At 71.5% G+C, this 20,691-nt stretch carries 19 protein-coding genes; 6 read left to right on the top strand and 13 right to left on the bottom strand.

Translation table 11 applies throughout. The features are described 5' to 3' along the window. Nucleotide 1: 1 nt before the first annotated feature. Entirely contained in the window at nt 2-1,471 is a 1,470-nt protein-coding gene (locus ACLZN2_RS21530; RefSeq protein WP_416980457.1) for a 3' terminal RNA ribose 2'-O-methyltransferase Hen1, read from the top strand. Next, nucleotides 1,468-4,053, top strand: a complete 2,586-nt coding sequence (locus tag ACLZN2_RS21525) for a polynucleotide kinase-phosphatase (protein WP_416980455.1) — start codon at nt 1,468-1,470, stop codon at nt 4,051-4,053. Before ACLZN2_RS21530 ends, ACLZN2_RS21525 begins: the two co-directional genes overlap by 4 nt. A 2-nt stretch (nt 4,054-4,055) precedes the next feature. Here ACLZN2_RS21525 and ACLZN2_RS21520 read toward each other — a convergent pair whose 3' ends face one another. The 3 genes from ACLZN2_RS21520 to ACLZN2_RS21510 all read right to left on the bottom strand — a co-directional run bounded on the left by ACLZN2_RS21520 (nt 4,056) and on the right by ACLZN2_RS21510 (nt 7,289). Continuing rightward, nucleotides 4,056-5,153, bottom strand: a complete 1,098-nt coding sequence (locus ACLZN2_RS21520; RefSeq protein ID WP_416980453.1) for a Kelch repeat-containing protein — start codon at nt 5,151-5,153, stop codon at nt 4,056-4,058. Between the two features lie 109 nt (nt 5,154-5,262). Continuing rightward, the gene (locus tag ACLZN2_RS21515) at nt 5,263-6,162 is read right to left on the bottom strand and encodes a hypothetical protein (RefSeq protein WP_416980451.1); all 900 of its coding nucleotides are present in this window, start codon (nt 6,160-6,162) and stop codon (nt 5,263-5,265) included. Beyond that, complete coding sequence (locus tag ACLZN2_RS21510) at nt 6,159-7,289, bottom strand: SPFH domain-containing protein (RefSeq protein ID WP_416980449.1); 1,131 nt, start codon at nt 7,287-7,289, stop codon at nt 6,159-6,161. Before ACLZN2_RS21510 ends, ACLZN2_RS21515 begins: the two co-directional genes overlap by 4 nt. Nucleotides 7,290-7,426: 137 nt before the next feature. Here ACLZN2_RS21510 and ACLZN2_RS21505 point away from each other — a divergent pair, with 137 nt between their 5' ends. Beyond that, the gene (locus ACLZN2_RS21505) at nt 7,427-8,650 is read left to right on the top strand and encodes an arginine deiminase (protein ID WP_416980447.1); all 1,224 of its coding nucleotides are present in this window, start codon (nt 7,427-7,429) and stop codon (nt 8,648-8,650) included. Nucleotides 8,651-8,738: 88 nt separating this feature from the next. Beyond that, nucleotides 8,739-9,746 carry an ornithine carbamoyltransferase gene (gene argF / locus ACLZN2_RS21500; protein WP_416980445.1) on the top strand — a complete coding sequence of 336 codons (1,008 nt, stop codon included), beginning with the start codon at nt 8,739-8,741 and terminating at the stop codon, nt 9,744-9,746. A 14-nt stretch (nt 9,747-9,760) separates the two neighbouring features. Here argF and ACLZN2_RS21495 read toward each other — a convergent pair whose 3' ends face one another. The 6 genes from ACLZN2_RS21495 to ACLZN2_RS21470 form a co-directional block, all read right to left on the bottom strand. Beyond that, nucleotides 9,761-10,249, bottom strand: coding sequence for an ATP-binding protein (locus ACLZN2_RS21495; protein WP_416980443.1), 489 nt, complete (start codon nt 10,247-10,249; stop codon nt 9,761-9,763). Nucleotides 10,250-10,458: 209 nt separating this feature from the next. After that, on the bottom strand, nt 10,459-11,670 hold the full coding sequence (locus tag ACLZN2_RS21490) for a sulfate adenylyltransferase subunit 1 (RefSeq protein WP_416980441.1): 1,212 nt from the start codon (nt 11,668-11,670) through the stop codon (nt 10,459-10,461). Nucleotides 11,671-11,672: 2 nt separating this feature from the next. Beyond that, a complete protein-coding gene (gene cysD, locus ACLZN2_RS21485; protein ID WP_416980439.1) occupies nt 11,673-12,575 on the bottom strand; it encodes a sulfate adenylyltransferase subunit CysD in 903 nt (300 codons plus the stop codon). After that, nucleotides 12,572-13,138: an adenylyl-sulfate kinase gene (gene cysC / locus ACLZN2_RS21480; protein WP_416980437.1), complete on the bottom strand. Its 567-nt coding sequence runs from the start codon at nt 13,136-13,138 to the stop codon at nt 12,572-12,574. Before cysC ends, cysD begins: the two co-directional genes overlap by 4 nt. A gap of 170 nt (nt 13,139-13,308) precedes the next feature. Continuing rightward, a complete protein-coding gene (locus tag ACLZN2_RS21475) occupies nt 13,309-14,121 on the bottom strand; it encodes a PaaX family transcriptional regulator C-terminal domain-containing protein (RefSeq protein ID WP_416980435.1) in 813 nt (270 codons plus the stop codon). Nucleotides 14,122-14,242: 121 nt separating this feature from the next. Beyond that, entirely contained in the window at nt 14,243-14,437 is a 195-nt protein-coding gene (locus ACLZN2_RS21470) for a DUF5999 family protein (protein ID WP_416980433.1), read from the bottom strand. A gap of 233 nt (nt 14,438-14,670) precedes the next feature. Here ACLZN2_RS21470 and ACLZN2_RS21465 point away from each other — a divergent pair, with 233 nt between their 5' ends. Then, a complete protein-coding gene (locus tag ACLZN2_RS21465) occupies nt 14,671-15,180 on the top strand; it encodes a DUF6299 family protein (protein ID WP_416980431.1) in 510 nt (169 codons plus the stop codon). 65 nt (nt 15,181-15,245) lie between these two features. Here the strand turns inward: ACLZN2_RS21465 and ACLZN2_RS21460 are convergent, their stop codons facing one another. The 4 genes from ACLZN2_RS21460 to ACLZN2_RS21445 all read right to left on the bottom strand — a co-directional run bounded on the left by ACLZN2_RS21460 (nt 15,246) and on the right by ACLZN2_RS21445 (nt 19,461). Next, on the bottom strand, nt 15,246-16,277 hold the full coding sequence (locus tag ACLZN2_RS21460) for a LacI family DNA-binding transcriptional regulator (RefSeq protein WP_416980429.1): 1,032 nt from the start codon (nt 16,275-16,277) through the stop codon (nt 15,246-15,248). A 95-nt stretch (nt 16,278-16,372) separates the two neighbouring features. Next, nucleotides 16,373-17,209 (bottom strand): ATP-binding cassette domain-containing protein, encoded by an 837-nt coding sequence (locus ACLZN2_RS21455; RefSeq protein WP_416980427.1) that lies wholly within the window; start codon nt 17,207-17,209, stop codon nt 16,373-16,375. After that, nucleotides 17,206-18,201 (bottom strand): ABC transporter permease, encoded by a 996-nt coding sequence (locus tag ACLZN2_RS21450; protein WP_416980425.1) that lies wholly within the window; start codon nt 18,199-18,201, stop codon nt 17,206-17,208. Before ACLZN2_RS21450 ends, ACLZN2_RS21455 begins: the two co-directional genes overlap by 4 nt. A gap of 237 nt (nt 18,202-18,438) precedes the next feature. Further along, on the bottom strand, nt 18,439-19,461 hold the full coding sequence (locus tag ACLZN2_RS21445) for a sugar ABC transporter substrate-binding protein (RefSeq protein WP_416980423.1): 1,023 nt from the start codon (nt 19,459-19,461) through the stop codon (nt 18,439-18,441). A gap of 238 nt (nt 19,462-19,699) precedes the next feature. On the opposite strand from ACLZN2_RS21445, the gene ACLZN2_RS21440 reads away from it, so the two are divergent. Further along, on the top strand, nt 19,700-20,674 hold the full coding sequence (locus ACLZN2_RS21440) for a carbohydrate kinase family protein (RefSeq protein ID WP_416980421.1): 975 nt from the start codon (nt 19,700-19,702) through the stop codon (nt 20,672-20,674). Nucleotides 20,675-20,691 lie beyond the last annotated feature (17 nt).

The following is a 20,691-nucleotide window of genomic DNA, read 5'->3' as shown; positions in this document are numbered from 1 at the left end:
CGTGTTCCTGACGATCACCACCACCGGCACCCCGGAACGCCCCGCCACCGACCTGGGCTACCTGCTGCACAAGCATCCCGGGAAATCACAGGCGTTCTCCACGTCCTACGGCACGGCGCACGTCCTCTACCCCGAGGCCGACGCCGAACGCTGTACAGCGGCGCTGCTGCTGGAGGTGGATGCCGTGGCGCTGGTCCGGCGCGGCAAGGGCAAGGGCCGCGGCGGCGCACCCGACGCGGCACTCGCCCAGTACGTCAACGACCGCCCGTACGCGGCCTCCTCGCTGCTGGCCGTCGCGCTGAGCGGCGTCTTCTCCAGCGCGATGCGGGCCGTGTGCACCGCGAAGCCCGAACTCCCCGCGCAGGCCCGGCCGTTGCGCATCGAGGTGCCCGCGCTGCCCGCTCGCGGCGGCCCCGGGCTCGTACAACGGCTCTTCGAGCCGCTGGGCTGGACGGTGACCGCCGACCCGGTGGCCCTCGACTCCGCGTTCCCGGAGTGGGGCGACTCGCGGTACGTACGGCTCGTCCTGGAGTCGGAGGCGCTGACCCTCGCCGAGGCCCTGCGCCACCTGTACGTACTGCTGCCGGTCCTCGACGACGCCAAGCACTACTGGGTCGCCGAGGACGAGGTCGACAAGCTGATGCGCGCCGGCGGGGCCTGGCTGTACAACCACCCCGAGGTCAAGCTGATCACCAGCCGGTTCCTCTCGCGCCGCTGGTCGCTGACCCGGCAGGCGATGGAGCGGCTGGAGCTGGTGCGGCTCGCCGAGAGCGACGACAGCGCGGTCGAGGACATCGACAACGCGGTCGGGGCGGAGGCCGAGACCGAGGAGAAGCCGACCCCGCTGGCCGTCCAGCGCCGCGACGCGATCATCGAGGCGCTGCGGGCCTGCGGTGCCGCCCGGGTGCTCGACCTCGGCTGCGGCCAGGGCCAGTTGGTGCAGGCGCTGCTGAAGGACCCGGCGTTCACCGAGATCGTCGGCGTCGACGTGTCGATGCGCGCGCTCACCATCGCCGCCCGCCGGCTGAAGCTGGACCGGATGGGCGAGCGGCAGGCGTCCCGCGTCCGGTTCGTGCAGGGCTCGCTCGCCTACACCGACACCCGGCTCAAGGGCTACGACGCGGCCGTGCTCAGCGAGGTGATCGAGCATCTCGATCTGCCGAGGCTGCCCGCCCTGGAGTACACGGTGTTCGGCGCGGCCCGCCCCCGCACGGTCGTCGTGACCACCCCGAACGTCGAGTACAACGTCCGCTGGGAGTCCCTCCCGGCCGGACACGTGAGACACGGTGACCACCGCTTCGAGTGGACCCGCGAGGAGTTCCGCGCCTGGGCGGCCGCGGTCGGCGAACGGCACGGCTACACCGTGGAGTTCGTGCCCGTCGGCCCGGACGACCCCGAGGTGGGACCGCCCACCCAGATGGCCGTGTTCACGGCCCGCACCACGAACGAGAAGGAGGCGAAGGCGGCATGACCGAGAACCGGGACAGCGAGAACCGGGACACAGCGAAGCAGGGACGGAAGCAGGGGCGGGTCCTCCCCGTCACCGACCTCTCCCTCGTCGTGCTGGTCGGCGCCTCCGGCTCCGGCAAGTCCACCTTCGCGCGCAGGCACTTCAAGCCCACCGAGGTCATCTCCTCCGACTTCTGCCGGGGCCTGGTCTCCGACGACGAGAACGACCAGAGCGCCACTCGGGACGCCTTCGACGTCCTGCACTACATCGCGGGCAAGCGGCTCGCCGCCGGGCGACGCACGGTCGTCGACGCCACCAGCGTCCAGCAGGACGCCCGCCGGCAGCTGGTCGACCTGGCCAAGCAGTACGACGTGCTGCCCATCGCCATCGTGCTCGACGTGCCGGAGGAGGTGTGCGCCGAGCGCAACGCGGGCCGCACCGACCGCGCCGACATGCCGCGCCGGGTCATCCAGCGCCACACCCGCGAACTCCGCCGCTCCCTGCGCCACCTGGAGCGCGAGGGCTTCCGCAAGGTGCACGTCCTGCGCGGCGTGGAGGACGTCGAGAACGCCGGCGTCGTCACCGAGAAGCGCTTCAACGACCTGACCCATCTCACCGGCCCGTTCGACATCATCGGCGACATCCACGGCTGCGCCGCCGAACTGGAGTCCCTGCTGGGCAAGTTGGGCTACACCGACGGCGTGCACCCGGAGGGCCGTACGGCCGTCTTCGTCGGCGACCTCGTCGACCGGGGCCCGGACAGCCCGGGTGTGCTGCGCCGTGTGATGGCCATGGTGAAGTCGGGCAGCGCCCTGTGCGTGCCGGGCAACCACGAGAACAAGTACGGTCGTTACCTCAAGGGCCGCAAGGTCCAGCACACCCACGGACTCGCCGAGACCATCGAGCAGATGGAGGACGAGAGCGAGGAGTTCCACGCCGAGGTACGGGAGTTCATCGACGGTCTCGTCAGCCACTACGTCCTCGACGGCGGCCGGCTGGTGGTCTGCCACGCCGGTCTGCCGGAGAAGTACCACGGCCGCACCTCCGGCCGGGTCCGCTCGCACGCGCTGTACGGCGAGACCACCGGCGAGACCGACGAGTTCGGGCTGCCGGTGCGCTACCCGTGGGCGGAGGACTACCGGGGCCGGGCGGCGGTCGTCTACGGCCACACGCCCGTCCCGGAGGCCACCTGGCTGAACAACACCATCTGCCTGGACACCGGCGCGGTCTTCGGCGGCAAGCTCACCGCGCTGCGCTGGCCGGAGCGCGAGCTGGTCGACGTACCGGCGGAGCAGGTCTGGTACGAGCCGGTGAAGCCGCTGCGCTCCGAGGCGCCCGGTGGGCACGACGGGCGGCCGCTCGACCTGGCGGACGTCCACGGCCGCCGGATCGTCGAGACCCGGTACGACGGCCAGATGCGGGTCTCGATCCGTGAGGAGAACGCGGCCGCGGCCCTGGAGGTCATGAGCCGGTTCGCGGTCGACCCGCGGCTGCTGCCGTACCTGCCCCCGACCATGGCCCCCACCGCCACCAGCCATGTTGATGGCTACCTGGAGCACCCGGCGGAGGCGTTCGCGCAGTACGCGGCGGACGGGGTCGAGCGGGTCGTGTGCGAGGAGAAGCACATGGGCTCGCGGGCGGTGGCCCTGGTGTGCCGCGACGCGGAGACGGCGCGCAGGCGCTTCGGAGTCGACGGTCCTACGGGATCGCTCTACACCCGTACCGGACGCCCGTTCTTCGACGACGTGTCGGTGACCGAGGAGATCCTCGGCCGGGTACGGGCCGCCGTGGACGCGGCCGGACTGTGGGCGGAGCTCGACACGGACTGGCTGCTGCTGGACGCCGAGCTGATGCCGTGGTCGCTGAAGGCGTCGGGCCTGCTGCGCTCCCAGTACGCGGCGGTCGGCGCCGCCTCCGGGGCCGTCTTCCCGGGCGCGCTGGCCGCGCTGGAGGGTGCGGCGGCCCGGGGCGTCGACGTCTCGGACCTGCTGGCCCGGCAGCGTGAGCGCGCCTCGGACGCGGCCGCGTTCACGGAGGCGTACCGCCGCTACTGCTGGACCACGGACGGCCTGGACGGCGTACGCCTGGCCCCCTTCCAGCTGCTCGCCGTGCAGGGCCGCAGCCTCGCGGGCCTGCCGCACGACGGGCAACTGGCCCTGCTGGACCGGCTGGTGGAGCACGACACCACCGGACTGCTGCAGACCACCGGCCGGCTGTACGTCGACACCGCCGACCCCGAGTCGGTGCGGGCCGGCGTCGACTGGTGGCTGGAGATGACCGGCCGGGGCGGCGAGGGCATGGTCGTCAAGCCGCTCGGCGCCCTGGTGCGCAGCAGCGAGGGCCGCCTGGTGCAGCCCGGCATCAAGTGCCGGGGCCGGGAGTACCTCCGGATCATCTACGGCCCGGAGTACACCCGCCCCGACCACCTGGCCCGGCTGCGCGGACGCTTCCTGAACCACAAGCGGTCGCTGGCGATCCGCGAGTACGTGCTCGGCCTGGAGGCCCTGGACCGCCTCGCCGACGGCGAACCGCTGTGGCGCGTCCACGAGGCGGTGTTCGGGGTACTGGCCCTGGAGTCGGAGCCGGTGGACCCGAGGCTGTGACGTCAGCGTCCCGTGACGACCGGAGGGTCGAGGGCTTCCAGGGTGGCTACCGGAACGAGGTTGTGGTAGCCACCGGAGACGTAGACGCAGTTACCGGTGGCTCCGGGTGGGCAGGGCAGGGCCGCGGCGGCCGCCGCGTAGCGGGATGTCGGCAGGGCCGGCAGGGTGGTCCAGGCGTTGGAGAGCGGGTTGTACGACAGGGCCGTGTCCTGGTCGGTGATGTTCGTGCCGCCCAGCGCGTACACGCAGGTGCCCGTCTGGCCCGGTGGGCAGGTCGTGGAGGCCACGGCCTGCGACGACCGCTCGACGGGGAGCCGCGCCACCAGGCTCCAGGCCTTCGAGACGGGGTTGTAGGACTCCACCGTGTCGGAGTAGCCCGACGAGTCGAATCCGCCGACCGCGTAGACGCAGGTTCCCGTCTGACCGGACGGGCAGGGCGCGGCCGCCGCCCCGAGGTTGCTCCGGGCCTGACTCAGTGACGAGAGAGTGGTCCAGGTCAGGGTGGCGGGGTTGAAGGACTCCACGCTCGCCAGGGCGCCGCTGGTGCCCGTACCCCCCACGGCGTAGACACAGGTACCGGTCTGACCGGACGGGCAGGGCGCGGCCGCCACCCCGAGGGCCGAGCGGGCCGTGTTCAGCTGCGTGATCGTGCTCCAGGCGAGGGTCGCGGGGTTGTAGAACTGCACGGTCTTCAGGATGGTGCTGCCCTGCTCACCTCCGACGGCGTACACACACGTCCCGCCCAGTCCCGACGGGCAGGGGGCGGCCGCCGCGCCGAGCCCGCTGCGGGGCGTGGGCAGGTTCGACAGTGTCGTCCACTGGTTGGTGGTCCGGTTGTACGACCGCGTCGTGGCCAGCGGCGAGGTGCCGTCGTAACCGCCTACGGAGTAGAGGCAGTTACCGGTCTGCCCACTGGGGCAGGGGGCGGCGGCGCCGGCCGCGTCCGCCCGGGCCGACGGCTCGGACGTCAGAATGGTCCAGGTCAGTCCGGTTCTCGCACCGGCGGGCAGCATCCCGCAGAGAACGGCGACGGCTGCGAGGACCCCGGTCAGGGCGCAGCGGGCGCGCCACCTTCCCGGGATCGTACGTATGGGAGGCAAGGCAGGCTCCTGTCGCAGAGGGGGCGTTTACCAGAGGTGTCCCACGCCTCGGCCGACGACCCGCCGTCACAGCCGCACATTTCCCTCTATCGGCCCAGGGGCCACCGCGTCACCCCACGAGCCGCAGCCGCTCCCCGCACACCCCCACCCGCACCGTCTGTCCCCAGGTCAGCTCCACCGCGTCGCTCTCGATCCCGTCCCCGAACGCGATGATCCGCTCGGACTCGACGGTGAGGGTCAGCCGGCCCCCGGCGGTCAGCTCGCCCGCCACGCAGGACGTGCCCGTCGCCGGTGACGGCCAGGCCTCCCGTACGAACCACACCAGCCGTTCCTCCGTCGGCGCGGGCAGTCTGAGGCTCCCGCCCCGCTCCTGCCAGACCGAGCGGATCCAGCCGGTGGCGCCCGTGCCGGTGCCGACCAGCACCCCGGAGGAGGCCTGGGCCTCGACGACACCCCCGTCGTCCTCGAGGCCCAGGCGGTAGCGGGCGGTCTGGTGACCGGCGGCGCCCAGATAGATCTCGTTGAGGGCCAGCAGCCGCTGGGTGTCGTCGGCGACGGCCTCGACCATGGTCAGCTCGGACACCCCGGTCGCGGAGGCGAGCGCCGAGGGCAGCAGGGCGCCCGCGTCGGCGGGGCGGTGGCGGACCAGGACGCCCGGGTTGCGGCCGGGGTCGGTGTCGATGCCGACCACGGGCTGCCCGGCGAGGTACTTGGCGACGTTCGCCACCAGACCGTCCTGGCCCACCACGATCACCACGTCCTCCGGCGCGAACAGGAAGCGGTCCAGGTCGGCCCGCTCCACCTGGCTCTGACGCCAGGTCAGGGGGATCGCCGAGGTCACCTCCGCCAGCGCGCGCCGGGTGCGGCGGTGCCGCTCGGCGACCTCCTCGATGTCCCGGCCCCGCGAGGAGAGGAAGAAGGCGGCCTGGCCGTGCGTGCCGTGCCGGGCCACCAGCTCCTCGTACTCCGTGGTGCGATGGACCAGCACGGCCCGCGGGGCGAGACTCACCGCTGTGCCCCGAGCTTGGCGAGCAGCCCGGTCAGCACGTCCGGCGAGATCGTCACGCTGTCGATGTGCGGCAGGTTCTCCGCGAGCCGGGTGCCGGTGAGGGCGTGCAGGGTCGCGACGTCGACGTCGGCGTGGACGCGCAGCCAGGCCGCCTGTGCCTGCGCCCGGGCCTCGCCGACCCCGCGGGCCGCCTCGGCCTCCGCCTCCGCGAGCTTCACCGTGCGTGCCGACTCCGCCTCGGCCAGCCGCTCCGTGCGCCGCGCCTCGGCGTCCGCGAGGTGCACCTGCTTGGCCGCCTCGGCCTCGGCGAGCTTCACCGAGCGCGCGGCCTCCGCCTCCGCGAGCCGGACCGTCCGGGTCGCCTCGGCCTCCGCCCTTACCCGGTCCGCCGCCGCGGTCTCCTCCGCCTCGCGGCGGGCGTTGGTGCCGCGCTGTTCGACCAACTGCTCCTCGCGCCGGGCGAGTTCGATCCTGCTGGCGAGCTCGTTCTCGGCGATGGTCCGCTCCCGCTCGACCGCCACCGCCCGCCGTTCGTACGTCGCCCGGTCCGCCTCCTGCTGGATCTGCTCGCGGGCCGGGGTGCGCAGCGCCCGCTCCACGTCCGGCTCCGGGCGCAGCGCCATCACGCGTACGGCGACCACCTCGATGCCCGTGGCCGGCAGGCGCGGTTCCGCCGCCAGCCCCGCCGCGACCCGCTCCCGTACCGCCGTCACCCCGTCGACCAGCGCCTCCGACAGCGGCGTACGGGCGAGGACGTCCAGTGCGTGCTGCTGGGCCGTCTCGGTGAGCAGGGTGCCCAGCTGCTCCAGCGGCGCGCCGCGCCAGACGCCGGTGTCCGGGTCGATGGAGAAGTCGAGGCGGGCGGCGGCCACGGCCGGGTCGCTGATCCGGTAGGTCACCGTCGCCTGCACGGTGACGTCCTGGAAGTCGACCGTGCGGGCGTGGAAGGTCATGGCCAACTCGCGGTCGTCGACCGGCACTTCGGAGAGCGCCGCGGTGAGCGCGCGGAACCAGAAGCTGAGCCCCGGGCCGTCGTGCACCAGCGTGCCCGAGCGGTGGTGGCGGATGTGCGCCGTCGGGGCGCCGCGCAGATGGCGCCAGCCCAGCCGCCGGGTGATGTCGGCCATGAGAGGTCCCCCTCGCCTTGATTTCGTCACTGAGACGATAATCGGAGGAGTCACTTGTCGTCAAGAGGACGAAAACAAGCGGTTGCGAAACGACACAAGAGCGGGTGAAGGCGGGCGCCGATGGTCAGGATGGAGGCATGGGATTCCATGTCGACTCCGAGGCCGGGCCACTGCGCCGCGTCATCCTGCACCGGCCGGATCTCGAGCTCAAAAGGCTCACCCCCAGCAACAAGGACGCACTGCTCTTCGACGACGTGCTCTGGGTGCGCCGGGCGCGCGCCGAGCACGACGGTTTCGCCGACGTCCTGCGCGACCGTGGCGTCGAGGTCCATCTGTTCGGCGACCTGCTCGTCGAGGCCCTGGAGATCCCGGAGGCCCGCGCGCTCGTCCTGGACCGCGTCTTCGACGAGAAGGAGTACGGGGTGCTCGCCACCGACCACCTCCGGGCCGCCTTCGCGAACCTGTCCGCGGCCGACCTGGCCGAGAGCCTCGTCGGAGGCATGACCAAACGGGAGTTCCTGGAGGCCAACCCCGAGCCGACCTCCGTGCGCTTCCACGTCATGGAACTCGACGACTTCCTCCTCGCCCCGCTGCCCAACCACCTCTTCACCCGCGACACCTCCGCCTGGATCTACGACGGCGTCGCCGTCAACGCCATGCGCTGGCCCGCCCGGCAGCGGGAGACCGTGCACTTCGAGGCGATCTACCGGCACCACCCCCTGTTCCGGACGGAGGCGTTCCATGTCTGGTCCGAGGGGCAGGCCGACTACCCCTCGACCATCGAGGGCGGTGACGTCCTCGTCATCGGCAACGGCGCGGTGCTCATCGGCATGAGCGAGCGGACCACCCCGCAGGCCGTCGAGATGCTCGCGCACAAGCTGTTCGCCGCCGGTTCGGCGCGGACCATCGTGGCCCTGGACATGCCGAAGCGGCGCGCCTTCATGCACCTCGACACCGTGATGACGATGGTCGACGGCGACACCTTCACCCAGTACGCCGGCCTCGGCATGCTCCGCTCGTACACCATCGAGCAGGGCGTCGGCGAGAAGGAGCTGAAGGTCACCGACCATCCGCCGGAGCACATGCACCGCGCGATCGCCGCCGCCCTCGGTCTCGACGAGATCCGGGTGCTCACCGCCACCCAGGACGTGCACGCGGCCGAGCGCGAGCAGTGGGACGACGGCTGCAACGTCCTCGCCGTCGAACCGGGTGTCGTCGTCGCCTACGAGCGCAACGCCACCACCAACACCCATCTGCGCAAACAGGGCATCGAGGTGATCGAGATCCCGGGCAGCGAGCTGGGCCGGGGCAGGGGTGGGCCGCGCTGCATGAGCTGCCCGGTCGAACGGGGAGCCGTGTAGGGAACAGGAGGGCGGGCGGGGCTGTATAGAAATGCTATTCGTCGTATAGAGTTCCACAGTCCCGTTCACGTACCTCTGGAGCGCCCCCATGGCGACTGTCCCGACCGCCCTCGCCGGCCGCCACTTCCTCAAGGAGCTGGACTTCACCGGGGAGGAGTTCCGCGGCCTGATCGAGCTGGCCGCCGAGCTCAAGGCCGCCAAGAAGGCCGGGACCGAGGTGCGGCACCTGCGCGGGAAGAACATCGCGCTGATCTTCGAGAAGACCTCGACGCGCACCCGCTGCGCGTTCGAGGTCGCCGCCGCCGACCAGGGCGCCTCCACCACCTACCTCGACCCGTCGGGTTCCCAGATCGGCCACAAGGAGTCCGTCAAGGACACCGCGCGCGTCCTGGGCCGGATGTACGACGGCATCGAGTACCGCGGCGACAGCCAGCAGAAGGTCGAGGAGCTCGCCGCGTACGCCGGGGTGCCCGTCTACAACGGCCTCACCGACGACTGGCACCCCACCCAGATGCTCGCCGACGTCCTGACGATGACCGAGCACACCGCCAAGCCCCTGACGGACATCGCCTTCGCCTACCTCGGCGACGCCCGCTTCAACATGGGCAACTCCTACCTCGTCACCGGCGCCCTGCTCGGCATGGACGTGCGGATCGTCGCCCCCAAGACCTACTGGCCGGCCCAGGAGATCGTCGACCGGGCCCGTGAGCTGGCCGAGACCAGCGGCGCCCGCATCACGCTCACCGAGTCCGTCGCGGAGGGGGTGCTCGGCGCCGACTTCGTCGCCACCGACGTCTGGGTGTCCATGGGCGAGCCCAAGGAGGTCTGGGACGAGCGGATCGCCGCCCTCGCCCCGTACGCCGTGACCATGGACGTCCTGCGTGCCACCGGCAACCCGGACGTCCGGTTCCTGCACTGCCTGCCGGCCTTCCACGACCTCGGCACCAAGGTGGGCCGCGAGATCCACGAGGCCCACGGCCTGGACTCGCTGGAGGTCACCGACGAGGTCTTCGAGTCGTCCCACTCGGTCGTCTTCGACGAGGCGGAGAACCGACTGCACACCATCAAGGCCGTCCTGGTCGCCACCCTCGCCTGACGCGGCTCAGCGGCTCATTCGGGCCGAGGCCGCCACTGCGGTGGCACCACGGCCAGTCGGAACCACACTGCCTTGCCCTTGTCGGTGGGGCGGTGCCCGCACGACGAACTCAGCGCGCGGATCAGCAGCAGCCCCCGCCCGTGCTCCAGCCACGGGTCGGGCTCCGCGCCGGAGGGCCGGGTGAGGTCACCCGGCGGCATCGGATCGTGGTCGTGCACCTCGACCTGGCAGCCGGACGGCCGCAGCTCCACCACCAGCTCTATCGGGGCGTCCCCGGCGTCGGTGTGCTCCACGGCGTTCGCGACCAGCTCGGCCGTCAGCAGCTCCGCGGTGTCGCTGTCCGCTCCGTGCTCCAGCTCCGCCAGCGCCGTACGGACCAGTGCACGGGCCACCGGCACGGCCGCGGCGGAGTGCGGCAGTGCGATCCGCCAGGAGGCGGCCGAATCGGAGGGGCGATCTTGCAAGGCGAGTCCGTTCTTGGCGCAGGGTCCGGTGATCGACATCAGGCGGTCCTGCTTTCAGCTTCAGGAATGGTACGGCTAACAGGTGGCTTACCCCGCCCAACGCTCCGTCTCGCCTGCCTGCTCCCGTTGTTACCGCGTTATTGACGAGCGGTGACACTGCGCGGGCCGCGCAGAAAAAACCGCCCTCCTGGAGGGGAGGGCGGTTTGAAACAGGAGGTGAGAACGCCTACCTCAGCCGAACGCGTACCTCAGTCGAGCTCCACCATGCCCGCCGTGAGCGTCGCCCCGTCGGCCGGGTCGATCAGGATGAACGCACCCGTGCGCCGAGACACCCCGTAGTCGTCCAGCGCGAGCGGCTCCGCGGTGCGCAGGGTGATCCGGCCCAGGTCGTTCACGGCCAGCCCGGACGCCCCGCCCAGGTCCTTCACCAGTGCCTTGACGGTCCTGGTGGTGTGCTTGAGCAGCACCCGGTCGCCGACCCGCAGCGGACGGTCGGCCAGATGGCACACGGCCGCCCGCACATCCTGCGTGAGCGTCGGCGCGCCGGCGCCCGCCGTGATCATGTCCCCGCGCGAGACGTCCCGTTGGTCCGCCAGCCGCACCCCGACCGACTGCGGCGCGTACGCCACCCGGACGTCCTCGCCCAGTACGTCGATGGCGGCGACCTCGGAGGTCTCGCCGGACGGATGGACGGTCACCCGGTCGCCGACCCGCAGGGAGCCCGACGTCAACTGGCCTGCGTAGTGGCGGACATCGCCGTGCCGGATGACGTACTGCACCGGGAACCGGGCGGGCGCGTCGGCCGCGTCGGTGCCGACGGGAACGTTCTCCAGGAACTCCAGCAGGGCCGGACCGGTGTACCAGTCCATGTGCGCCGACCGCTCGACCACGTTGTCGCCGACGAGCGCCGACACCGGGATCGGGGTGAAGCCGGGCAGCCCGAACTCGGCGGCGTCGGCGGCGAACTCCTCGACGATCCGCTCGAAGACGTCCTGCCGGTAGTCGACGAGGTCCATCTTGTTGACGGCCAGCACGACCTGCGGGACGCGCAGCAGCCCGGCGACCGCCGCATGCCGCCGGGTCTGTTCGACCACGCCGTTGCGGGCGTCGATCAGGACGATCGCCAGCTCGGCCGTCGAGGCGCCGGTGACCATGTTGCGGGTGTACTGCACATGGCCCGGGGTGTCGGCGAGGATGAACCGCCGCTTCGGCGTGGCGAAGTAGCGGTACGCGACATCGATCGTGATGCCCTGCTCGCGCTCCGCCCGCAGCCCGTCCGTGAGGAGAGCCAGGTCGGGCGCGTCCTTGCCGCGGTTGCGGGAGGCGGTCTCCACGGCCTCCAACTGGTCGGCGAGGACCGACTTGGAGTCGTGCAGCAGCCGTCCCACGAGGGTGGACTTGCCGTCGTCGACGGAACCGGCGGTGGCGAACCGCAGGGTGTCCACTGTCAGATCCGTCATCTCTAGAAGTACCCCTCGCGCTTGCGGTCCTCCATGGCGGCCTCGGAGAGCTTGTCGTCGGCACGCGTGGCGCCGCGCTCGGTGAGCCGGGAGGCGGCGATCTCGGAGATCACCTTCTCGATGGTGTCGGCGTCGGAGTCCACCGCGCCGGTGCAGGACATGTCGCCGACCGTGCGGTAGCGGACCTGCCGCTTCTCGACGGTCTCACCCGGCTTGGGCCCGCCCCACTCGCCGGCCGTGAGCCACATCCCGCCCCGCCGGAACACCTCGCGGTAGTGCGCGAAGTAGATCTCGGGCAGCTCGATGTCCTCGCGGGCGATGTACTGCCAGACGTCGAGCTCGGTCCAGTTGGACAGCGGGAACACACGGACGTGTTCGCCGGGTGCGTGGCGGCCGTTGTACAGGTTCCACAGCTCGGGCCGCTGGCGGCGCGGGTCCCACTGCGAGAACTCGTCGCGCAGCGAGAACACCCGCTCCTTCGCCCGGGCCTTCTCCTCGTCGCGGCGCCCGCCGCCGAAGACGGCGTCGAACCTCTCCGACTGGATCTTCTCGGTGAGCGGGAGGGTCTGCAGCGGGTTGCGGGTGCCGTCGGGCCGCTCGCGCAGTACACCACGGTCGATGTAGTCCTGCACGGACGCCACATGCAGCCGCAGTTGATGCCGCCGGACCGTACGGTCCCGGTAGTCGATGACCTCGGGGAAGTTGTGCCCGGTGTCGACGTGCAGCAGCGAGAAAGGGACCGCGGCCGGGGCGAACGCCTTCAGCGCGAGGTGCAGCATGACGATGGAGTCCTTGCCGCCGGAGAACAGGACCACCGGGTTCTCGAACTCGCCCGCCACCTCGCGGAAGATGTGCACCGCCTCGGACTCCAGCGCGTCCAGATGCGAGAGCGTGTACCCGCTCACACCAGCCCCCGCTCCGCCAGCAGCGCGTACACCGCGTCCGCCGACTCCCGAGGGGTCTGCTCCTGCGTCTGCAGCACGAGCGCGGGGTCCACCGGCACCTCGTACGGGTCGTCGACCCCCGTCAGCCCGGTCAGCTCGCCCGCCGCCTGCCGGGCGTACAGCCCCTTCACGTCCCGCTCGCTGCACACCTCCACCGGGGTGGCGACATGCACCTCCAGGTACGGGGTCCCGCTCTTCTCGTGCCGCAGCCGCACCGCCTCGCGACTGTCGGCGTAGGGGGCGATGACGGGGACGACCGACAGCACGCCGTTGCGCGCCAGGACCTCGGAGACCAGCCCGATCCGCTGGACGTTGGTGTTGCGGTCGGCGCGGCTGAAACCGAGACCGGCGGACAGGAAACGGCGGATCTCGTCGCCGTCCAGGACCTCCACCCGGTGTCCCCCGGTCCTCAGCCGCTCACCCAGGAGGCGGGCGATCGTCGTCTTGCCGGCGCTCGGCAGTCCCGTGAGCCAGACCGTGGCCCCCTGGGCCCTCGGAGCGACGGCCCTTGGCGTACTGGTCATCCTCAACAGTCCTCTTTCCTACCCGGCGTACAACCCGTCGAACGGTAGGTAAGGAGTCTGAGAGGAGTTGTTAAGGAGCCTGAGGATTAGCTGAGTGACGCCTGATGTGCATGAGGTCACAGCGCGGCGGCCCCGAAGCAGAGCGTCGCGAGGTCGTGCGACCCGCGAGGTCACACCCCGGCGAACTCCGCGCCCGCGTCCCGCAGTCGCTCGTGCAGCCCGTGGAACACGGCCGCCGAGCGGGCTCCGGGCCAGTTCTCGGGCAGCAGCCGGGCGGGCAGGCCCGGGTCGGAGTACGGCAGATGGCGCCAGGAGTCCAGGGCGAGGAGGTAGTCGCGGTAGGCCTCCTCCGGCGGGGTGTCCGGCCGCCGCTGCCAGGAGTGCAGCACGCTCGCGTGGCGGTCGAGGAACGCCTCGTGCTCCTTGGCGACGGCCGTCAGGTCCCACCAGCGGGTGACCGCCTCGACGGTCGGCGCGAAGCCGAGGTGCTCACCGCGGAAGAAGTCGACGTATCCGTCGAGCCCGAGCCGCTGGAGGGTGTGCCGGGTCTCCTCGTACAGCCGGGCCGGGGCGATCCACACGCCCGGGGCGGCCGTGCCGAAGCCCAGTCCGGCGAGCCGGGAGCGCAGGACGTGCCGCTTCTGCCGCTCCGACTCCGGCACCGAGAACACCGCCAGCACCCAGCTCTCGTCGGTGTCCGGCGCCGAGGCGTAGATACGGCGGTCCCCGTCGTCGAGCAACTGCAGGGCTTCGGCGGAGAGTTCGTACCCTGCCGCGCCCTGCGCCGTACGGGCCGGCAGCAGCAGTCCGCGCCGCTTCAGCCGCGACACCGAGGAGCGTACGGAGGGCGCGTCGACGCCGACCGCGGCAAGCAGCCGGATCAGCTCGGCGACGGGCAGCGGACCCGGCGCGAAGCGGCCGTAGGCGCCGTAGAGCGTGACGATGAGAGACCGAGGTGCGGGCTGGTCGGACACGTTGATCATTTTAGTTCGTCGCCATCACGGCTGGTCATGATCGGTGCTCTGGCCGGTGTGACCTTCGTCGTGTCCCGCCGGTGCGGCTTCGCCGAGTCCGTCGGCGACGGACCGCGAGCAGGCGTCGGACTCAGGCGGCGACGGTCAGGCGCTCGGCCGGGACGCGGTGGGGGGCCACCACGCGGCCGTCGGGCAGGAGTTCACCGGAGTCGTCGAAGACGATCGTGCCGTCGCACAGCAGGTTCCAGCCCTGTTCGGGGTGGGCGGCGACGACGTGCGGGGAGCGGGCGTCGGCCGAAGCGGCGGCGAAGGAGTGGGAACACATGGCGCACCTCCACGTCGGTGGGGGCCGGCCGTCCGGTCGGCCTCGCATGGAACGACCATGCGCCCGCCGCCTCGGGCACCGCCAGAGGGTGTCCCGAAGCGTGACAGCACCAGGACAACTCCAGGACCGTTCGCCGACGACCGGTGCGGACTCGCCACCGAAGGGGTGACGGTCACGGCTGTGGGCCCGTCCGCCCGGTACCAGTGGAATCCCCCCACCACAGGAGGTCTTCCATGTTGCTTCGCCCCGCACTGGCCGCGGCGGCCGGTGCCGCCCTGTTCCTGCTCGCCCTGCCGGGCCAGGCCGCCACCGCCGCCCCGGTCGAGACCCTCACCGTCGACGCGGTCGGCACGGTCGCCGCCGACGGTACCGTCACCCTCTCCGGAACCTACAGCTGCGTCGGCAGCACGGGACCGGTCTTCATCAGCTCCAACGTCCAGCAGGGCACGAACACCGTGCGCTACGGCATCGGCGGCAGCCGTGCGGTGTGCGACGGCGCCCTGCACACCTGGCGGAACACCGGCAGGATCGTCACGGACACGCTGAAGGCCGGCCCCGCCCACGTCGAGGCCACGATCACCGAGCTCGAACCCCGCGGCGGTCTGCCGCTGCCCCGCTTCCACGCGGTACGGCAGCAGGAGGTCACCCTCAGCCTGCCCGCCCAGGGCCCCGCTCAGGGCCCCGCCCAGAGCCCTGCCCAGGGCCCCGCTCAGAGCCCCGCCCAGGGCCCCGCCCAGGGCTGACCGTCCCGCCGTACGCCCCGGCGAGCAGGACGGCCGGGGCGTACGGCGTGGGAGGACGCACCTCGTCATCGGCCTGCCGGGACCGGAGCCGGCCGTTCCCCCGATCCCCGGACGATCAGCCGGGTCGGCACGGTGATCGTACGGGCGCGGGAGCGGTCGCCGTCGAGGCGGGAGAGGGCGGTGGTCGCGGCGGTGCGGCCGATCTCCTCGGGGTCCTGCGCGACGACGGTCAGCGCCGGTTCGAGCGCGTCCGCGAGTGCCACGTCGTCGAAGGCGACGACCGCGACGTCCTTGCGCCGGCTGCGGGCGAGTTCGGTCACTATGCCCAGCGCGACGATGTTGTTGCCGGCGAAGAGGGCCGTGGGCGGATCGGGCAGGTCCAGCAGCCGCGCGGTCGCCGCCGAGGCGCCTTGCTGGTCATGGGCGTTGGTGACGAGGGAGCGGTCGTCCGGGAGGCCGGCCTCCCGCAGGGCCTCGCGGTATCCGGCCAGACGCTCGCGGCGGGTGTAGAGCTTGGTGGGCAGGTCCCCGATGAAGCCGATACGGCGGTGGCCGTGGGCGATCAGATGGGCGACGCCGTCGTGGGCGCCCGAGCGGTTGGTGCTGACGACGCTGTCCGTGGCGAGGCCCGTGCCCGGCCGGTCGAGGAAGACGACGGGCAGCCCGCGGGTCCGGTGGGCCTTGAGGTGGGAGTGGTCGGCGCCGACGGACGGCACGACCATCAGGACGCTCACGCGGCGCGCGAGGAACTTGTCGGTCAGCGCGCGTTCGCGCTCGGGGTCGTCCGCGGAGGAGCCCATGAGCAGGGTCAGCCCCCGGTCGCGGACCGTGTCCTCGATGCTGCTGGCCACCGCCCCGAAGAAGGGGTTGCCGAGGTCGGGGATGACCAGTCCGACGGTGGTGTCGGGTCCGCCGACACGGATGTTGCGCGCCATGAGGTTCGGCTGGAAGCCCAGCCTGGCCACGGCGGCGAGTACCTGTTCCCTGGTCTGCGCGGAGGCGGGCCCGTCCTCGTTGAGGACGCGGGAGACGGTCTTGGCGCTGACACCCACTTCACGGGCGACATCGGCCAGGGTGGGGCGGCGGTTCGCTGCCATGGAGGTGCGGATCTCCTGTGCTCGTCGGTTCCGCCCGCGGCCTCGGGCAGAACCTTGGAGTCGAATCGTGTCGCGAGAACCTGTGCGAACAGGCGCTAGCCGGCCTGGACTCCGGCGGCCTTGGCGGCCTCGGAATCCGTCACGACAGTATCTCCGGCCGCGTCGATGGTGAGCGCGCCGGTCATGACGGCGACGACCTCGGCCATCGAGTAGTCGGACGGCTTGATCACGGCGGCCCGCCGGCCCAGCCGGTGGACATGGATCCGGTCCGCGATCTCGAAGACGTGCGGCATGTTGTGGCTGATCAGGACGACCGGCATGCCACGGTCCCGGACCCGGCGGATCAGGTCCAGCACCTGACCGGACTCCTTGACGCCGAGCGCGGCGGTCGGCTCGTCCATGACGACGACGGAGCGGGCCCAGGCGACGGACCGGGCGACCGCCACGGCCTGCCGCTGTCCGCCGGAGAGCGTCTCCACCGACTGGGTCAGCGAACGCAGCCCGATCTTCAGATCGGCCATGTGCTCGGCGGCCTCCTGCCGCATCCGCTTCTTGTCCAGCATGCGGAAGACACTGCCGAGGACACCGGGGCGGCGCAGTTCACGTCCCAGGAACATGTTCGAGGCGATGTCCATGGAAGCCGCCACGGCGAGGTCCTGATAGACCGTCTCGATGCCGTGGGCGCGGGCGCTCTGCGGACCGGAGAACGTGATGGGCTCACCGTTCAGCCGGATCTCGCCCGCGTCCGGCACCACCGCGCCGGTGAGCGCCTTGATCAGACTGGTCTTGCCGGCGCCGTTGTCGCCGATGACGGCGAGGACCTCACCGGGCAGCAGATCGAAGTCGGCGCCGTCGATGGCGGTCACATGGCCGTAGCGCTTGACCAGACCGCGGGCCTGGAGGACGGGGGTGGGGGAGTCCGTGGTGGTCATCGGGCCTTCTTCCGGGAGATCTGGTCGACGGTCACCGCGAGGATCACCAGCACACCGGTGATCAGGGTCTGGTAGATGGAGGCGACGCCCATCAGCTGCAGCCCGTTGCGGAAGACACCGACGATGAGCACGCCGATGAACGTGCCGAGGACCGAGCCCCGGCCGCCGAAGAGGCTGGTCCCGCCGAGGACCACGGCGGTGATGCTGTCGAGGTTGTCGGTCTGGCCGGCCTGCGGGTCACCGACCCCGGTGCGCGAGATGAGCAGCAGGGCGGCGACACCGTAGAGCAGACCCGCCACGGTGTAGATGCCGATGGTCAGCCGGGAGGTGCGGATGCCGTTCAGCCGGGCCGCCTCCTGGCTGTTGCCCAGCGCGTAGACGTGCCGGCCCCAGCCGGTGCCGCTGAGCGCGTAGGCGAACACCAGGAACAGGGCGACGGTGACGAGGGAGCCGTACGTGATGTCGGTGCGGCCGAGCGGGAAGGTCTCGCCGAGCGCCGTCAGCGGAGCGGGCAGACCGGTGACCGTCTGCTCCTCGGAGTAGATGTGGGTCAGCGCGAACGCCACGTTGAGCATGCCGAGGGTGACGATGAACGGCGGCAGCGGGATCTTCTGCACCAGCAGTCCGTTGAGCAGCCCGAAGCCGCCGCAGACCACCAGGCCCAGCGCGATCGCGAGCAGCGGCGGAAGCGAACCCTGCGCGGCCATCTTGGCGATCACGATGCTGCCGAACGCCATGACGGCACCGCAGGACAGGTCGATGCCGGCGGTGAGGATGATCAGGGTCTGTCCGATGGCCAGGGTGCCGACGACCATGACCTGCTGCACGATCAGCGAGAAGTTCCCGCCGGTGAGGAACTGGTCGGTGGAGAAGGAGAAGAAGGCGCAGGCCAGGAGGAGGGCGACCAGCGGACCGGTGGTCGGTGCCGTGAGCAGCCTGCGGGCGGTGGTCGGTGCCTTGAGCTCGGCGTACGGCGTGGTCGTGGCTGTCATGCGAGTCCTTGTCGGAAGACCGAAGTAGGAGACGAGGGGGCGGCCGTCCCGGGTCGGGGAGTGGTCGGGGCCGGCCGCCCCCATGAGGGGGAGAGGCGTGTCGTACGGTCCTTGGGAGCGCCCTAAAGGGGCGCGGGGCTGTGTCGATATGCGGCTCCGCCGCGTGGGCACGACCAGCCACGACGGAGCCGCAGACGATCGACGGCCTGTCGCGGCAATCCCGCGGAGCGCTCGCGCTCAGCCCCAGCAGTTCTCCAGGCCGAAGGCGGTGTCCTCGGACGTGACCCCGTCCTGCGCCTTGTCGGTGATCAGGGTGACGCCGGTGTCGGTGTACCCGGAGGCCTTCGTGCCGTCCTTGGCGTACGTCACCACGGCCTTGACGCCCTCGGCGGCCATCTTCAGCGGGTACTGCTGCGAGGTCGCGGCGATCTTGCCGTCCTTGACCGCCTGGGTGCCGGTGCAGCCGCCGTCGACGGAGACGATCAGTACGTCCTTCTCCTTGCCCTTGGCCTTCAGCGCGGTGTACGCGCCGAGCGCGGCCGGCTCGTTGATGGTGTAGACGACGTTGATGTCCGGTTCCTTCTGGAGGCAGTTCTCCATCGCCGTCTGGCCCTTGGCCTGGTCGCCGCCCGTGTCCTGGGCGCAGACCACGTCCTTGTCGGTGGCGCCGAAGCCCTTGAGGAAACCGTCGTGCCGCTGGACGCCGACGGAGACGCCCGGCGCGAGGTCGAGGGCGGCTATCTTGGCGGTCTTGCCCGCCATGGCCGCCTTGGCGTACTCGCCGATCAGCTCGCCGGCCTTGAGGTTGTCGGTGGCGAAGAGGGCGTCGACCGCGCTCTCCGGCTCGGTCGGGGTGTCCAGCGCGATCACCAGGACACCCTTGGCGCGGGCCTTCTCGATCGCGGGCACGATGGCCTTGGAGTCGCTCGGGGTGATCAGGATGCCCTTCACCCCCGAGGCGACCATGTTCTCCATCGCGGTCACCTGACCGGCGTTGTCCCCGTCGAACTTGCCCGCGGCGGTGACCAGTTGGGCGCCGCTGTCCTTGGCGGCCTGCTCCGCGCCCTCCTTCATCTTCACGAAGAACGGGTTGGTGTCCGTCTTGGTGATCAGACCGACCTTGACCGTGCCCGAGCCGGAACCGGAGCTCGCGGAGTCCGAGCCGGAGCCGGAACCGCAGGCCGTCAGGGTGAGGGCCGCGACGCCCGTGACCGCGGCGGCTCTGAGGAGGGAGGAGGAGAGACGAGTGGTGCGAGACATGAACGACTCCTGCGGGATTGCGAGCGGCGCGGTCGGCATCGAGGGATGCCGTCCCGAGTTGTCATCGTTGACTTATGTCATCGTTGACACTGCATGGCGAGGATGATGGACTCCGTCTCCCGGAAACGTCAATGCCCCGTACTCGTCACGAATCGGCAACGTCCGGCGGCCGTCGGCACAGTCCCACGGCCGCCGTCCAGCGCTGCCGTCCACGGTCGCCGGCAGAGAAGAGCAGCCCATGAGCCCGTGTCAGATCACCGTCCTGGGAGAGTGCGTCGCGGACGCGTTCACCGAGCCCACGAGCGCCCCGGACGAACTCGCCCTGCGGGTCCTGCCGGGCGGCGGGCCGGCGAACACGGCCGTGTCGCTGGCCCGTCTGGGCACCCCCGCCCGCTTCCTCGCGCGCCTGTCCGGCGATGTCTTCGGCCGGCTTTTCCGCGCCCGTCTGGAGGCGTCCGGGGTGGACCTGTCGTACGCCGTCGAGGCCGCCGAACCCAGCACCCTCGCCGTGGCCGAACTGGACGAGAAGGGCCAGGCCGCGTTCTCCTTCCACGCCCAGAACACCGCCGACTGGCAGTGGACGGCGGACGAACTGGCCCGGGTCGACCTGTCCGGCACGGCCTGCCTGCACACCGGCTCCCTCGCCCTGGTCCGCGAGCCGGGCGCGGCGGTGGTCGAGGACTTCCTCGCGACAGCCACCTCCCGGACGACCGTCAGCATCGACCCCAACGTCCGGCCGCTGCTGGTGCACCCCGACGTCTACCGCGCCCGCCTGGCGCACTGGTGCTCCCTCGCCGACGTCCTGCGGCTGAGCGAGGACGACCTGGAACTCCTGCTCCCCGGCACCCCGCCCGAGCAGGCCTGCGACAGCTGGCACGCCGCCGGGGCCCGGCTCGTCGTGATCACGCACGGCGCCGCGGGCGCCCTGGCCTCCCTCGACGGCGAACGGGTACGGGTGCCCGCGGTGACCACCCAGGTCGTCGACACCGTCGGCGCCGGTGACTCCTTCACCGCCGGACTGCTGCACCACCTCGGCGCCCACGGCCACCTCGGCGGCCGGCTCGACCGGCTGAGCCTCGACGACGTCACGGAAGCCTGCCGGTTCGCCGCCCAGGTCGCCGCCCTGACCTGCTCGGTCGCCGGCCCCAACCCTCCGTGGCGGACCCAGGTGGAGGAACTCGTACCCCCGTTCATCACGTCAGCCCGCGACTGACGAGCACCCGAGACCCC

This window comes from Streptomyces sp. T028, assembly GCF_048159505.1.
Taxonomy (GTDB): domain Bacteria; phylum Actinomycetota; class Actinomycetes; order Streptomycetales; family Streptomycetaceae; genus Streptomyces.
This window is presented reverse-complemented; position numbering and strand designations above follow the sequence as displayed.

Coding starts and splice junctions, on each gene's coding strand:
- cysC (WP_416980437.1), bottom strand. CDS start 13,138: ATGACCAGTACGCCAAGGGCCGTCGCTCCGAGGGCCCAGGGGGCCACG.
- ACLZN2_RS21450 (WP_416980425.1), bottom strand. CDS start 18,201: ATGACAGCCACGACCACGCCGTACGCCGAGCTCAAGGCACCGACCACC.
- ACLZN2_RS21445 (WP_416980423.1), bottom strand. CDS start 19,461: ATGTCTCGCACCACTCGTCTCTCCTCCTCCCTCCTCAGAGCCGCCGCG.
- argF (WP_416980445.1), top strand. CDS start 8,739: ATGGCGACTGTCCCGACCGCCCTCGCCGGCCGCCACTTCCTCAAGGAG.
- ACLZN2_RS21465 (WP_416980431.1), top strand. CDS start 14,671: ATGTTGCTTCGCCCCGCACTGGCCGCGGCGGCCGGTGCCGCCCTGTTC.
- ACLZN2_RS21495 (WP_416980443.1), bottom strand. CDS start 10,249: ATGTCGATCACCGGACCCTGCGCCAAGAACGGACTCGCCTTGCAAGAT.
- ACLZN2_RS21475 (WP_416980435.1), bottom strand. CDS start 14,121: ATGATCAACGTGTCCGACCAGCCCGCACCTCGGTCTCTCATCGTCACG.
- ACLZN2_RS21455 (WP_416980427.1), bottom strand. CDS start 17,209: ATGACCACCACGGACTCCCCCACCCCCGTCCTCCAGGCCCGCGGTCTG.
- ACLZN2_RS21460 (WP_416980429.1), bottom strand. CDS start 16,277: ATGGCAGCGAACCGCCGCCCCACCCTGGCCGATGTCGCCCGTGAAGTG.
- ACLZN2_RS21470 (WP_416980433.1), bottom strand. CDS start 14,437: ATGTGTTCCCACTCCTTCGCCGCCGCTTCGGCCGACGCCCGCTCCCCG.
- ACLZN2_RS21440 (WP_416980421.1), top strand. CDS start 19,700: ATGAGCCCGTGTCAGATCACCGTCCTGGGAGAGTGCGTCGCGGACGCG.
- ACLZN2_RS21525 (WP_416980455.1), top strand. CDS start 1,468: ATGACCGAGAACCGGGACAGCGAGAACCGGGACACAGCGAAGCAGGGA.
- ACLZN2_RS21505 (WP_416980447.1), top strand. CDS start 7,427: ATGGGATTCCATGTCGACTCCGAGGCCGGGCCACTGCGCCGCGTCATC.
- ACLZN2_RS21490 (WP_416980441.1), bottom strand. CDS start 11,670: ATGACGGATCTGACAGTGGACACCCTGCGGTTCGCCACCGCCGGTTCC.
- ACLZN2_RS21510 (WP_416980449.1), bottom strand. CDS start 7,289: ATGGCCGACATCACCCGGCGGCTGGGCTGGCGCCATCTGCGCGGCGCC.